The sequence below is a fragment of the Peribacillus sp. FSL E2-0159 genome (assembly GCF_038643155.1).
Taxonomy (GTDB): Bacteria; Bacillota; Bacilli; order Bacillales; family DSM-1321; genus Peribacillus; species Peribacillus simplex.
On record NZ_CP152053.1, the window covers coordinates 1,092,490 to 1,106,366 of the forward strand.

A 13,877-nucleotide genomic window follows, 5' to 3' on the forward strand; every position below is an offset into this window, starting at 1 on the left:
CTGTTTTTTTATCCCTCAAAATAGATGAAAAAATTATAGATTTTTCCCTCATTTTGTAGGTACAAACCCAAGATTACCAAGGTTATAATTAATTTACAGAATATTGATAATTTTACAAAGTGGGGAGATGGAGAGATGGCATTTCAAACAATCGGGGTAGTTGGTGCAGGTTCAATGGGTTCAGGTATTGCGAATCTAGCGGCAATGAATGGGTTTACCGTAATCTTGTGTGACATTGAAGACAGCTATTTGGAAAATGCAATAAAAGGTATTGGAAAGTTTATGGATAAAAGTGTTGCAAGGGGAAAAATGACCGAAAATCAAAAACAGGAAACGCTCGGACGCATCCAAATCACGACGAGCCTCGAGGATATGAAAGACGCGGACGTCGTAATTGAAGCCGTTCTTGAAAACCTTAATCTGAAAAAGGAAGTGTTCTCTGCACTCGACCAAATCGTTCGTGAAGGTGTGATTCTGGCGACAAACACATCATCGATGTCGATTACAGAAATTGCAGCCGCGACACAACGTCCGGAACGGGTGGCTGGTATGCATTTCTTTAACCCGGCACAACTAATGAAACTTGTAGAAGTGGTTCGTGGATATCAGACAAGCGATGGGACTGTGGAGGAATTGAAAGCGCTCTCTAAGCAGCTGTCCAAAGAACCGGTAGAGGTTAAAAAAGATACGCCGGGATTCATTGTAAACCGGATCATGATTCCACAGTTTATCGAGGCGATCAAGCTGCTTGAAGAAGGTGTGGCGTCTGCTGAAGATATTGATAAGGCCGTTACACTAGGACTGAACTATCCTATGGGTCCATTCACACTGCAGGACTTTGCGGGCGTGGATATTGGGTACCACGTGATGGAGTATTTCAAAGAGGAGTTCAACGATGATCATTTTGCTCCCCCTCTTCTTCTGAAACAGCTAGTCAGGGCGGGCAGAAACGGTAAGAAGACAGGCGCTGGGTTTTATGACTACGAATAATTAGAATGGGGTTGGAATGAATGTATAAATTTTTATTATGTGAAATCGAAGATAAAGTTGCAGTTGTAACAATTAACCGGCCGCCAGTCAATCCATTGAATACACAGGTATTCCAAGAACTTTCAATCGTATTTGACGAGCTTGAAGCCAATGAAGATGTTCGAGCAATTGTCCTTACTGGAAGCGGGGAGAAAGCGTTCGTCGCAGGGGCTGACATCAATGAAATGGCAAGTCTTGATCTTGTCGGTATCAATTTGATGAACAAGACATCTAGAACGGTATTTTCGAAAATTGAGAATGTGACGAAGCCGGTCATTGCCGCCTTGAATGGAATGGCGCTGGGGGGAGGGCTCGAACTCGCGCTTGCCTGTGACATGCGTATAAGTTCGGAGCGGGCGAAGTTTGCCTTCCCGGAAGTTGGCCTCGGTATCATTCCAGGGGGAGGCGGTACCCAGCGGCTACAGAAGATTGTCGGACAGGGTGTGGCCAAAGAACTGCTTTATTTCGGCGATATGATCGATGCGAAACGGGCACTGGACTTGCATATAGTCAATAAATTGGTGGCAGTTGGAGAGGTGCTGGAGACAGCTAAGGAATGGGCCGGAAAATTGGCGAAAAAACCACCCGTTGCTCTTCAAATGGTGAAGACAGCAGTCAATGTCGGAGGCAATACTGACCTCGAATCGGGTTTGATTATCGAAAGCGTTTGCTTTGGTAATGCATTTTCAACGGAAGATCGGAAAGAAGGACTGAAGGCCTTCGTTGAAAAAAGAGAACCAATTTATTCAGGAAGATAAGCAGTGAAGCAACAATAGATAAGTAAAACCAATAAACGTAGATATGAAGGCAATTAGAGAGGGTATTCAACTGTAGATTCCAGGACATTTAATGGTGGTAGCTAAGGACATAAGGCTGAATGATACGCCAAGTTTTAAAAAAAATTAAATGAGGTGAATGAAGTGAAGGAAATCTTTTTGTTAGAAGGAGCAAGGACGCCATTTGCTGAAATTTCCGGATCGTTCCGTGATATCACAGCAACGGACTTAGGCGTCTTTGCCGCAAAAGAAGCAATACGAAGAGCCAACATTTCAGTAGAAGATATCGATCAAGTTGTATTCGGGAATGTGCAGCAATCAAGCAAAGATGCACATTTGCTGGCAAGACATATTGGGTTAAAAGCTGGTACCCCGATTCACGTCCCTGCATTGACCATTAATAGACTGTGCGGAACGGGGGTTGAATCTATTTTAACAGCAGCGCGTTACATTTTAACAGGAGAAGCGAATGTCGTGTTAGCAGGAGGAACTGAAAGCATGAGTCAGGTACCGCATGTAATTCGCGGTATGAGATGGGGAAGTCAACTCGGGGCGCCTGTTGTAGAAGACTGGGTATGGGATGGCCTATACGATACCTATGGAGAATGTACAATGGGTGAAACCGCTGAAAATTTGGCAGCCAAATATAATCTGTCCAGGGAAGAGGTAGATCAGCACGCTCTCGCAAGCCATGAACGTGCCCTTTCTGCAAGAGAAAAAGGCTATTTAAATGAAGAAATTGTATCTGTGACCGTAAAAGGTAGAAAAGGCGATAAAGTCATTGAAGACGATGAACATATTCGGAAAACCAGCATGGCGCAGCTTGGGAAACTGAAGGCGAGATTTGTTGAAAACGGGGTAGTTACACCAGGAAATGCGAGTGGCATGGTTGACGGAGCGGCGGCAGTCATTGTCGCCTCAAGTGACTATGCTGAAGTAAAAGGACTGAAGCCGATTGCTCGTCTTGTTTCCTGGGACGTAGTCGGAGTAGAGCCAAAGTACATGGGGATTGGACCTGTTCCGGCCATTCAAAGTGCATTAAAAAAAGCAAACTTAACAATCGCAGACTTAGATCTGATTGAAATCAATGAAGCATTCTCAGCTCAGTATCTTGCTTGTCAAAAAGAATTAGGCTTTGACGTTGAAATAGGAAATGTAAACGGTGGGGCAGTCGCAATGGGGCATCCGCTAGCGGCAAGCGGAACAAGAATCGTAACGGCACTCATTTATGAATTGAGAAGACGCAAAAAAAGATATGGGGCATCAGCTGTTTGCATTGGCGGAGGTCAGGGAATTGCGGCAATTTGGGAAGCGTTATAAAGTTGTGATTCATAGAAACGTATAATCAAAGTTTTTAGGCAGTCCTATTTCAAGGATTGAAAGGGTTTACACAAAACGGACTATGATTCCATATCGAGACGGTTATGCTGAAAACAGAAGTTATGGTAGGATAATCAAAAATATGTTTCAGTGAAAAGGGAAAACAAGTTTCTGGCTAAAAAATCACATTTAGAGGCAGGAAAAAGAAAGATTTTTAGAACCATACGGGAGCGAGTGAGTATATGGAAAAGGATCAGAATCTTTTGACAGTTTACGGATTATTAGAGCGTGCTGTTTCAGCCAATGAGGATAAAGAAGCGATATATGATTTGAAGAGACGGGTTTCCTACCATGAAATGAAAAAGGATGTGGAACGGTTGGCCGTGACACTCTACAATCTGGGTATAAAAAAAATGGACCGGATTGCTGTGTCATTGCCCAATTGGTATGAAACAGCAGTTATATTTTTTGCTGTAGCCAAAATTGGGGCGGTGCTTGTCCCCTTTAACTATAAATATAAAACACATGAAGTCGAATACATTTTAAAGAATTCCGAGCCGAAAGCGTTGATAGTGACTGAAGAATTTGATCAAAACTTTGGGTTAAAAGAAGCTCAGTCGCTTGTGCCGTTATTGATCTCTGTAAGGTTCACACAGGATGGTCTCCATTCCTATGAGGACCACATAGATGGTGATGTCATGGAAGCTGAAATTGATGTAAATAACGATCTATTTTGTATTTTGTATACATCCGGGACAACCGGCGTGCCAAAAGGCGTTATGATCACACACAGAGGTGTGGTACAATCCGCCAATACATTAGCAGGTGAACTTAGATGTACGGAAAAAGACGTTTTTGTTATATCAGCACCGCTGTTTCATATCTTTGGCATGGCATGCAACTTGTTTTGCGGTGTATCCGCCGGGGCACGGATGGTGTTACAGGAGAAATATCATCCCCGTGAAACTCTTCAACTGATCGAACAAGAAAAAGTCACGATAAAGATGGGTGTTCCGACAATGTTCATTAAAGAAATAGGACTGGAGGATTTTGATAGTTACGACCTGTCGACATTGCGAACAGGAATGGTGGGATCTGCTCCAATTCCACCAAGTAAAGTCAAGGAAATACGAGACCGCTTGGGTATAAAACTTTGTCAATCATATGGAATAACGGAAACTGTTACGGTCACAATGACACCTTATGATGATGATGAACAGAAAATAACTAAGACTCTCGGGAAACCGATTCCTGGGGTTGAGTTGAAAATTGTTGATGAAAACCGGCTTGATATCCATTCAGGCGAAACAGGGGAGATTGCCCTCAAGAGCTTTGGAATGATGAAAGGCTATTACAAAATGCAAGAACATACTGAAGATGTTCTTGATCGAGAAGGCTGGTTCTATACTGGTGATCTAGGTGTGCAGGATGAAGAAGGATATTTGCATTTTGTAGGCAGGAAAAAAGAAATGATAATCCGTGGAGGCTATAACATTTATCCTCAGGAAATTGAAAGTGTGCTGACTAAACATCCAAATATCATGGTTGCTTCTGTCGTGGGCATTCCAGATGAAGTGCTTGGTGAAGTGGTGTGCGCCTTCATTCAACTAAAAAAAGGAACAGAAATTACAGAAGAAGAAATTAAATCCTATGTAAAGAATCAAATAGCAAATTATAAAGTCCCGGGGAAAGTCTTGTTCGTCGAGGACTTTCCAATGACGGCTAGCGGAAAAATCCAAAAATCGAGACTTCTTGATCAGTTGGATGCGAATGTTAGTCGTCCAGTCTGAAATTGAAAGGAGCATATCTAACATGATAGCAAAATACTCGTTCCAGGTAAGATGGGGTGACACGGACGCAGCTGGAATAGTGTTTTATCCTAACTATTATAAATGGATGGATGAAGCCACTCATGAATATTTGTCAGCACTAGGGTATCCATCCTCCAAACTTTATGCAGAGAAGCAAATTGGCGTACCTTTATTAGAGGCTAATTGTATTTTCAAAGGTCCTCTTTTCTTTGAGGATAACGTTATTGTGCAAAGTGCAGTTGAAGAATTACAAAACAAAGTATTTAAATTACGACATGCTTTTATTAGAGGCGAACTAATAGTAGCTGAGGGGTACGAATTACGAGCCTGGACATCATTTGAGGGGAAACCGAAGGCGTTACCGATTCCTGATGATATCCGGAAAAAAATGATGCCGAAAACCCACCAGTCTATGATGAGGTGAATACATGTTTACGGTAAAAAAGGAACTCAAGCATTTTTTGAATACCGACATCCTTCCTGACGAAATTTTCACACCCGAAGACTTTAATGATGAACATATTATGCTGGAAGAGATGACTGAGAAGTTTGTGAAAAACAGAGTTTACCCTGCATTAGGAAACATAGAAAATCAGGAGTTTGATGAAACTGTCCGTCTTATCAAAGAGGCAGGTGAACTCGGGCTGATCAGCGCAGATATTCCAGAGCAAGATGGTGGGCTAGAGTTTGGCAAAGTCAGTGCGTCTATCATATCTGAAAAAATGGCGCTTGGCCGTTCGTTTGCCATTACATTTGGAGGGCAGACTGGGATTGGAGCGTTGCCTATTGCCTATTTTGGTACTGAGAAACAAAAGGAGAAGTACCTCCCAAAAATGTTATCGGGTGAGACTATTGCAGCATATGCATTAACAGAACCTTCATCCGGTACGGATGCCATGAGTGTAAAGACGACAGCGGTATTATCAAAATGCGGGACTTATTACATCTTAAATGGAGAAAAACAATGGATTTCCAACTCTTCTATCGCTGCCATATTTATTGTGTATGCAAAAGTGAAGGGTGAAAAGTTTACTGCATTCATTATTGAAAAAGGTTACGAAGGAGTTTCCATTAGTCCCGAAGAAAAGAAAATGGGGTTGCGGGGGTCTTCCACGTGTTCTCTCATTTTGGATAATGTAAGAGTACCATCTGAAAATGTTATTGGTGAAGTAGGCCGTGGCCATATAATTGCGTTTAACGTATTGAATATCGGCCGCCATAAGATTTCAGCCACTTCGCTTGGAACTGCAAAGAGATCGATTGAGCTAGCAGTTAGCTATGCCAATGAAAGGAAGCAATTTGGCAAGCCTATTTCCAGCTTCAACTTAATCAAAAATAAACTAGCAGATATGGTTATAAAAACGTACGCTAATGAAAGTTCCGTATATAGAACTGCTGGCGCCATGCAAGAAGGGTTTGAAAATATGAAACAGATTGGCTCCGCTGACTTTGGTGAAACTACAGCCCGTTATGCTTTAGCATGCTCGATCAACAAAGTTATGTCCACAGAAGTTCTTGACTTTATTGTCGATGAAGCATTGCAGATCCACGGTGGCTATGGATATATGGAAGAATATGAGATAGAGACACTATATCGTGATTCCAGGATTAATCGGATATTTGAAGGTACGAATGAAATTAATAGAACGCTCATTGCTTCAACATTGCTGAAAGCCTATGAATTGCCTAGTAAGAAAGGTAATGTCGACGAAGGGACGTTGCTACGTGAAAAACAGACACTCCAGCTGATGAAAAACCTTTATCATTCTACAATAGAGGCTGTTCGGAAGAACGGCCTAACAAATCTAAATCAAGAACAGGAAACAGCTGCATTTATCGCGGACCTCGTTATCGGAATTTATTCGGGGGAAAGCTCCATTTTACGAACGGAAAAAGCAGTACAGGTAACAGGGGAAGATAAAAACAGCCAAAAAATTGCTTATACGAAAGTATTTATACATGAAACATCCCAAAGCGTCGCTATCAGAGCCTTGAACATACTAAACCATCTCGGTGACGATGAAGTATTTTCGCGGATTGCTGGCCGTCTTATCATGAGTAGCCCGGAAAATATTGTGGAAGTGAAGCGTAGAATTGCAGATGTAATTATCGGAGCTGAAAAATATGTTTCTTAGTTATTAAGCAGACCTGATCAGCTACCGCGATATTCGGGAGTGATAAATAAAGTTCTATTATTGGGATTTTTGAGAATCTATCGAGATAACTAAGTTACCTATTTTGCCTAACTATGGAATCGCTTTCAAGTCAGGGGTTTATTTTATAAGGAGTGAATTGAATGGCTAAAAGTGAAGTTTATACGCAGGAAAAGCTAGATCAGTATTATGAAAGAATGAAGAAAAGAAATCTTGGCCCTCTATGGTACGATCTTGGCCATATGGTAACCAAAGAGCCGGTACATGATGTAGAGCCGTATTTATGGAAGTGGAAATCCATCCGTGAATTTGTGCTGACTGCAGGGGATTTGCTGGAGCCAGGGAAAGACGCGGAGCGCCGTGTAGTGTATCTTCAAAATCCGAGCCTGCTGAAGCGAGGCCTTGTTGGCTATGGGACACATACTTTATATGCTGGCATTCAGCTACTGTTACCTGGTGAGAGCGCCCCGTCCCATCATCACTCACAATCTGCTATCCGTTTTGTTATTGAAGGGGACGGGGCATACACGGCGGTTAATGGAGAGAAAACGTATATGGAACGTGGAGACATGATTTTGACGCCGGCCTGGACTTGGCATGAGCACAAGCATGAAGGGACAGAGCCGATGTTTTGGATGGATGGGCTAGATGTCGGTCTCGTCCGCACGATGGCTGCATCGTTTTTTGAGCCATATGAGGAAGAGTCTTACCCGATGGAAGCACCAGAAAACTATGCTAATCAGCAATTTACAATGGGAGCGTTTAAAAAGATAAATGAAAAATCAGCTACTGATTATCCATCACCAATTTTCGGTTACAAGTTCGATCGTGTTAAATATTTGCTTAATCAGATGACAGAAGAAGATTTTGACCCGTTTGACGGCTATGCGATTGAATATATTAACCCAACCACAGGTGGCTCTGCTGATTCTCGTATTGGCACAATGATGCAAAAGCTGAAACCAGGTCAGCAAACGAAAACGCACAGACATGTTCACAGTGCAATTTTTCATGTTCTTGAAGGTACAGGCTATACGGTCATTGATGGTCAGAAGTTTGAATGGGAAAAAGGAGATTTCTTTATTCTACCGCCATGGAGTAATCATGAGCATGTGAACACGGGATCAGAAGATGTGTTCCTATTCTCATTCAATGACAAACCTGTCATGGAAAAATTAGAACTTGAATTCAGCGAGGGATACCAAGAAAATGATGGACACCAGGTAGTGGAAAAAGTCTTTATTCCTGAAGGAACAGTTTGAAAAGAGAAGAGAAGGGGGAGGCATTGTGAAGATTGCTATTTTTAATGACGATCTACTTGGAGTAGTGATGGGAGACCGTGTAACAGATGTATCAAAAGTAGCAGGGTGGGATAAAGCTGACCCGAATGCTTCTTTCCTCAAGCTCGTTGAAAATTTTAATGAACTAAAAGAGGAAATGAATCGGGAAGCGGAAACAGGAACTTCTTATTCATTGAACGAGGTGACATTGAAATCCCCTGTACCAAGTACACGGAAAATTTGGGCTGCACCTGTGAACTATCGAAAACATCAAGAAGAAATGAATAAAATATTCAACAACGCACCTAGGACAATCGAAGAAATTGCCTTGTTTCTGAAATCACCTGAGTCCTTATCTGGCCCCTCTGATCCTATTTTACTTCCTTATAAGGATCGTCGTACGGACCATGAGGCTGAGCTTGGATATGTAGTCGGTAAACAGGCGAAAAATGTAAAGGTGGAAGAGGCAAAAGATTATATCTTTGGTTACTTTGCCTTATTGGATATTTCCATTCGGGGCAATGAAGAGCGGACCTGGCGAAAGTCGTTTGATTCATTTACTCCAATTGGACCATGGATTGTGACTGCCGATGAAATCGAAGATCCAAATGATTTGGCCATGACATTATGGGTGAACGATGAAGTACGACAGGATGGAAGTACAAAACATCTCATTTATGATTGTTACAAATGTTTTGAAATGGCATGCGATAATATGACGCTCCTTCCTGGAGATATTGTGGCAACGGGTACCCCTGAAGGAGTTGGTCCGATTGAAGAGGGGGATTGTCTCCGCATTAAAATTGACCAAATAGGTGAATTCACCGTAGAGGTTAAACTGGCCGGAGAAGTTTAAGGAATTGTAAAACTGAAAATAGTCTATTTTGCCATAAAAATTCTAACCACAAATAATCATAAAATATTAAATAAGGAGAATCTCATCTATGGAAAAAATAAATAAATGCGATGTAATAGTTGTTGGTGCTGGCCCGGTTGGTTTAGTTGCAGGTCTTGCATTGAAGCAAAAAGGAATTTCTTCTGTAGTAATAGAAGCGGATCCGCACGGACGTCCTCGACCGGGTAGCCGGGCGATCTATATGCACAGTGCGACTCTAAAACTTTTGGAAGAAATTTCGGAAGGACTTGGGTTCACACTGGGGCGCAATGGAATCATTTGGCCTGTTAAGCGAACGCTTTATAAAGGAAAAGAAGTATATGTCCGTAATTATGGATTTACGGATAATACCGATCAAAATAATTTACCCCATTTCACGGCATTGCACCAAGATGATATCGAAAAGCACATTTATGATGCCTGTCTTGACGCTGGTGTTGAGTTCGTTTGGGATTCACCAGTGAAAAAATTGGATATTACCGGTGCTGGAGTGAGATTGACTACAAAATCTGGTGAAGTGTGGGAAGCACAATACATTATTGGCTGTGACGGATCACATTCTGTTGTAAGAGAACAGGCTGGTTTAAAATTTGAAGGACCGCGTACGGCAGATACATTCCTTGTAGTTGATGTAAAAGAAGATGAGGAAAATCCTCTGCCGCTTGAGCGTACATTTCATTATCAACATCCAGCAATGGGAAGAAGGAATGTAATGTTTGTTCCGTTTAAAGGTGGCTGGCGGGTGGACCTTCAGCTTTTAGAAGGGGACAATCCGGATGACTATACAAATATCGAGGGCGTCAAAAAGTGGCTTCCAAAAGTGATGGATGCTAAATATGCTGAGCGTATTACATGGGTATCTACATACCGTTTCCATCAGGTCGTTGCGAATTCCTTTACAGATGAAAAAAGGCGAGTTCTTCTCGCCGGTGAAGCAGCCCATTTATTTGCACCTTTTGGTGCCCGTGGATTGAATTCCGGAGTACCAGATGCAATTATTTCTGTACGGGGGATTGAGAAAGCGCTTCAATCTAACTCTGAAGCGGAGCGAAAAGAGGCAATTGATGCAGTAGCCACTGAAAGACGTATTGCCGCAAAGTGGAACAGAGACGGTTCAACTACTGCATTGCATCACCTTCAAGGGGATGCCCCTGAAATGAACCTTAAGCGTGAACTTGCAGCATCCCTCGTATCCATAGTTCCAAGACTGGGACGCTGGCTCGATGAAGGACCATATGGCCCGAAATTTGGTCCTCCAGAACTGACAACAAAATATTAACAGACATTGGTCGGCAGGGAAATCCCAGTCGGCCTGATAAAACGGAAGATATGAAAGGAGCGGACTAATATGGCTTTAGCCGGAATAATCAATGAAGAAAAGTACGGTATGGACGCACGGTCTGCCAATGAAATGATTGAGCGACTTACATCTATAGAATGGTATTCACAAGTCGGGGTAAAGTGTAATGAAGCAGAGAAAAAAGTAAATCAGTTTATGAGCGCAATTTGCGTCAGTGAATATAAAATAAAGTGGATTTCGGCAGCCCAGGTTTCAGAAACAATCAACTGTCTTTCGTTTGAAAGAAGTATGCTTTGGGAAGTTCTGAAACAATTACCGGATCAACTTAAGGAAAAGATCGATGCCGCTGGAAATGAAAAACTACTTGCAGATATCGTGGACAAAGTGCCGGATGCCGTTTTTCATGGAGCATATAAACAAGCATTCAATACATTTAGGGATGAAAAGGCAATCAAGTTTCTCGTAGGACATGCCATGTATATAAGTATTCTTGCTTGTACAGCCGAGCTTGCCGGTGAAGAAAACCCATTTTCATTTATTGTAGAATTGCTTGCAGATGGACATTTGCCGCTCGGTCCTGAAGGGAATACATTTTATCTTCTATAATTTAGGAAGCAAACATTATAGTGATGTTTGCTTTCTAATATTACCCATAAAGTAGAGAAGCTTTTTTCCTACATTCCTTTTTTCTTATTTCTATTAAAGTAATAAACGACTGCGATTACCAGAATCAACAGTACCAAAACAATCCTTACATCGTCCGATGCCTTCAATACTTGTGTTACCGAATACGCTTCGACAAGGAGGGCAGGCAGTTTTCCGATGGATGTCGCGAGGAAGAAAATCATCATTCCCATCTTGCTTAATGCTGCTGTAAGGTTGATCACGCCGGAAGGTATAAAAGGAAGGAGCCTAAGCATCAGGATCATCCAAAAAGCATGAAACCCTTGTGAATTTTGAAGCTTCATGACCCACCTGTTCTTCATGATCTTGGGCTTGAATGTTTGAAAGCCCTTTCGATATAACCAAAAGCTGACCACTGCTCCGGCAATTTCTCCCATGTAAGAAAGGATCAACCCCTTTTCAAAACCAAATACGGTGATATTGGCAGCCGTGATGAATACGCTTGGAATAAAACCAAGAACGCTAATCAATATATTGAATACTAAACTTACAGCAATGGAAAAAGGGCCACTGGATAGTAATGCCTCAGAAATGAAATTCATATCAATCCACAGAACTCCATTTATATCCGATGCCCCAGACCGTTTTCAAATGTTGATTTGCTGGAAAACCGGCATGACGCAATTTCTCTCTAATATTTCGAATATGGGAATCGATTGTCCGATCTTCCGTATCCGTTTTAAATCCCCATATGGTCGAAAGCAGGTGGTCTCTGGAATACACTTGATCTGGGGATTTTAAAAACAAGTACAACAGTGAGAACTCTTTTGGTGTTAATGGGATTGTTTTGGTATCATAATGTGCTTCATAAGCGGATTCAGTTAATTTTAGCCCCCTAAAGATCACATGATCATCCTGGTTTTGCATTCGCCGCGTCACCGCTTCGATTCTGGCAAGTAAAACATCTTCATTAAAGGGTTTCGTAATATAATCGTCTGCGCCCTTTTTCAACCCTTTCACCATTTCTTGTGCAGCATCCCGGGCGGTGAGCATGATTATGGGAATATTGGAAAACGCACGGATCCTTTCGCACGTGTCCCACCCATCCATCTCAGGCATCATTATATCAAGAAGTACAATGTCCGCATGTTTATGCTCTAAGAACTGTAAGGCTTCATGTCCAGATTTCATCTTCATGCATGTATATCCGTGAGGTACAATGTATAGCTCTAATAGATCAAGCATTCTCTGTTCATCATCAACCAGAACTACTGTCTTCATTTGTTACCTCCTTAAATGTGATGGTGAAGCACGTTCCTTGCTCCAAGTTGCTTTTAACCGAAATGCTTCCTCCTTGTATTTCCACTAATTGCTTGACGATGGAGAGCCCCAACCCGAATCCACCGGTATCTCTGGCGCGTGATTTCTCAACACGATATAAACGATCAAAGATATGGGGAATATCTTCAGGGGGAATGCCAACCCCTTGATCGATTATGGAGATGGAAATCCTGCCATTGCATTCAGTGGCTTTTATGGTGGTGACTGTATATTCGTTCGAGTACTTCAGTGCATTATCCAGCAGGTTAAGAATGACTTGTTCAAACCGTGAGGGATCTATATCTATAAATAAATAATCCTTACATTCCAGATTCAATTGAATTCTTTCATTTGCAAAAGCCGGTAACACTTTTTCATGAATGGTTTGCAGGATTGAAGAGAGCTTGACGGTTTCTTTTGATATGGTGAATGTATTTACATCCATTCTAGCCATATTGAATAGTTCGTCCAATAATCTGTTTAATTGTTCGGATTCATCATGGATGATCTCTAAGTATTGTGTTCTTTTGGATACATCCAAATCTTTCCGGCGGGCAATATCAGCGTATCCCTTGATATAAGTTAGCGGCGTGCGCAGTTCATGAGAGATACTTGCTAAAAATTCATTGCGTTCCTTCGTTAAATAATTCAATTCATTAGCCAAGCTTTGAATGGATTGGGCAAGCTCCCCAAGTTCATCATGAGATCGTACTGGCACAGCTACTGAAAAATTCCCTTTGCTGAGTTTGGTTGTCGCTTCCTTCATGGCAATAAGCGGTCTAGTCAAAGCTGTTGATAGAAAATAAATGGTGATAAGCATGAAGAAAAGGAGCAATACAGTCGCAAGAAGGAAATGCCTATTCAATTGTGCGATTAAATCCTCAACATCTCTAGTATCTTTGAACATATAAACATAGCCTTTGTTTTCTTTATCACTGATAAATGGAGTAACGGTGGCTATATATCTGTCATCCTTCCAACTTGATTGTATGACCAGGCCTTTTCGGGGTAATTGTGGGATGTTTTTTGCTAAGATTTTTTCCATTCCCCCATTTACCTTTTCGGAAGATATCAGAATATCTCCTCTTGTGTTCGTAATCACGACGTCTGTATCGGTATGTGATTCCATCAGGCCGATATGCTGAAGTGTTGAGTCGGAATACGTGATTTCCAACACATCACGATGACTATTGCCACGGGCCTTCAGTGATTCCAATTCTTGATTGATACGGGAATGGATTACTTTATTATGTAAGTAAATCATGGAAACGGTTTCCATCAAAAAAATGCAAACAAATATAGATAGTCCGAGCTTAAAGGAGATTTTCAATGCATTCACCTTCTTATAGAATAAAGTCAGTTTAGCGAA

Annotated in this window: 13 protein-coding genes; 10 read left to right on the top strand and 3 right to left on the bottom strand. The window is 41.7% G+C overall.

Features of this window, described 5'->3' with window-relative positions:
- Window positions 1-135 precede the first annotated feature (135 nt).
- From NYE63_RS05420 to NYE63_RS05465, 10 genes are all read left to right on the top strand, one after another.
- The gene (locus tag NYE63_RS05420) at window positions 136-990 is read left to right on the top strand and encodes a 3-hydroxyacyl-CoA dehydrogenase NAD-binding domain-containing protein (protein ID WP_342604377.1); all 855 of its coding nucleotides are present in this window, start codon (window positions 136-138) and stop codon (window positions 988-990) included.
- Between the two features lie 20 nt (window positions 991-1,010).
- Complete coding sequence (locus tag NYE63_RS05425) at window positions 1,011-1,787, top strand: enoyl-CoA hydratase-related protein (protein ID WP_342604378.1); 777 nt, start codon at window positions 1,011-1,013, stop codon at window positions 1,785-1,787.
- A 162-nt stretch (window positions 1,788-1,949) separates the two neighbouring features.
- Window positions 1,950-3,125 (top strand): acetyl-CoA C-acetyltransferase, encoded by a 1,176-nt coding sequence (locus tag NYE63_RS05430; protein ID WP_342604379.1) that lies wholly within the window; start codon window positions 1,950-1,952, stop codon window positions 3,123-3,125.
- Between the two features lie 242 nt (window positions 3,126-3,367).
- Window positions 3,368-4,915, top strand: a complete 1,548-nt coding sequence (locus tag NYE63_RS05435) for a class I adenylate-forming enzyme family protein (RefSeq protein WP_342604380.1) — start codon at window positions 3,368-3,370, stop codon at window positions 4,913-4,915.
- A gap of 25 nt (window positions 4,916-4,940) precedes the next feature.
- Complete coding sequence (locus NYE63_RS05440) at window positions 4,941-5,360, top strand: thioesterase family protein (protein ID WP_342605688.1); 420 nt, start codon at window positions 4,941-4,943, stop codon at window positions 5,358-5,360.
- A 4-nt stretch (window positions 5,361-5,364) separates the two neighbouring features.
- Window positions 5,365-7,071, top strand: coding sequence for an acyl-CoA dehydrogenase family protein (locus tag NYE63_RS05445; RefSeq protein WP_342604381.1), 1,707 nt, complete (start codon window positions 5,365-5,367; stop codon window positions 7,069-7,071).
- A 161-nt stretch (window positions 7,072-7,232) separates the two neighbouring features.
- Window positions 7,233-8,351 carry a cupin domain-containing protein gene (locus NYE63_RS05450; RefSeq protein WP_342604382.1) on the top strand — a complete coding sequence of 373 codons (1,119 nt, stop codon included), beginning with the start codon at window positions 7,233-7,235 and terminating at the stop codon, window positions 8,349-8,351.
- A 25-nt stretch (window positions 8,352-8,376) separates the two neighbouring features.
- Entirely contained in the window at window positions 8,377-9,225 is an 849-nt protein-coding gene (locus NYE63_RS05455) for a fumarylacetoacetate hydrolase family protein (RefSeq protein WP_342604383.1), read from the top strand.
- A gap of 88 nt (window positions 9,226-9,313) precedes the next feature.
- Window positions 9,314-10,543, top strand: coding sequence for an NAD(P)/FAD-dependent oxidoreductase (locus NYE63_RS05460; protein ID WP_342604384.1), 1,230 nt, complete (start codon window positions 9,314-9,316; stop codon window positions 10,541-10,543).
- Window positions 10,544-10,612: 69 nt separating this feature from the next.
- Window positions 10,613-11,170 carry a hypothetical protein gene (locus NYE63_RS05465; RefSeq protein ID WP_342604385.1) on the top strand — a complete coding sequence of 186 codons (558 nt, stop codon included), beginning with the start codon at window positions 10,613-10,615 and terminating at the stop codon, window positions 11,168-11,170.
- Between the two features lie 68 nt (window positions 11,171-11,238).
- Here the strand turns inward: NYE63_RS05465 and NYE63_RS05470 are convergent, their stop codons facing one another.
- Genes NYE63_RS05470 through NYE63_RS05480 form a run of 3 tightly spaced genes read right to left on the bottom strand, consistent with a single transcriptional unit; the run spans window position 11,239 to window position 13,838 of the window.
- The gene (locus NYE63_RS05470; RefSeq protein WP_342604386.1) at window positions 11,239-11,790 is read right to left on the bottom strand and encodes a VTT domain-containing protein; all 552 of its coding nucleotides are present in this window, start codon (window positions 11,788-11,790) and stop codon (window positions 11,239-11,241) included.
- Window position 11,791: 1 nt separating this feature from the next.
- On the bottom strand, window positions 11,792-12,469 hold the full coding sequence (locus tag NYE63_RS05475; protein ID WP_342604387.1) for a response regulator transcription factor: 678 nt from the start codon (window positions 12,467-12,469) through the stop codon (window positions 11,792-11,794).
- On the bottom strand, window positions 12,447-13,838 hold the full coding sequence (locus tag NYE63_RS05480; protein WP_342604388.1) for a HAMP domain-containing sensor histidine kinase: 1,392 nt from the start codon (window positions 13,836-13,838) through the stop codon (window positions 12,447-12,449). Before NYE63_RS05480 ends, NYE63_RS05475 begins: the two co-directional genes overlap by 23 nt.
- Window positions 13,839-13,877 lie beyond the last annotated feature (39 nt).

Bases quoted from the DNA above. Each gene is read 5' to 3' on its own strand.
- NYE63_RS05420 (WP_342604377.1), top strand. From the start codon at position 136: ATGGCATTTCAAACAATCGGGGTAGTTGGTGCAGGTTCAATGGGTTCA.
- NYE63_RS05425 (WP_342604378.1), top strand. From the start codon at position 1,011: ATGTATAAATTTTTATTATGTGAAATCGAAGATAAAGTTGCAGTTGTA.
- NYE63_RS05435 (WP_342604380.1), top strand. From the start codon at position 3,368: ATGGAAAAGGATCAGAATCTTTTGACAGTTTACGGATTATTAGAGCGT.
- NYE63_RS05445 (WP_342604381.1), top strand. From the start codon at position 5,365: ATGTTTACGGTAAAAAAGGAACTCAAGCATTTTTTGAATACCGACATC.
- NYE63_RS05450 (WP_342604382.1), top strand. From the start codon at position 7,233: ATGGCTAAAAGTGAAGTTTATACGCAGGAAAAGCTAGATCAGTATTAT.
- NYE63_RS05460 (WP_342604384.1), top strand. From the start codon at position 9,314: ATGGAAAAAATAAATAAATGCGATGTAATAGTTGTTGGTGCTGGCCCG.
- NYE63_RS05465 (WP_342604385.1), top strand. From the start codon at position 10,613: ATGGCTTTAGCCGGAATAATCAATGAAGAAAAGTACGGTATGGACGCA.
- NYE63_RS05470 (WP_342604386.1), bottom strand. From the start codon at position 11,790: ATGAATTTCATTTCTGAGGCATTACTATCCAGTGGCCCTTTTTCCATT.
- NYE63_RS05475 (WP_342604387.1), bottom strand. From the start codon at position 12,469: ATGAAGACAGTAGTTCTGGTTGATGATGAACAGAGAATGCTTGATCTA.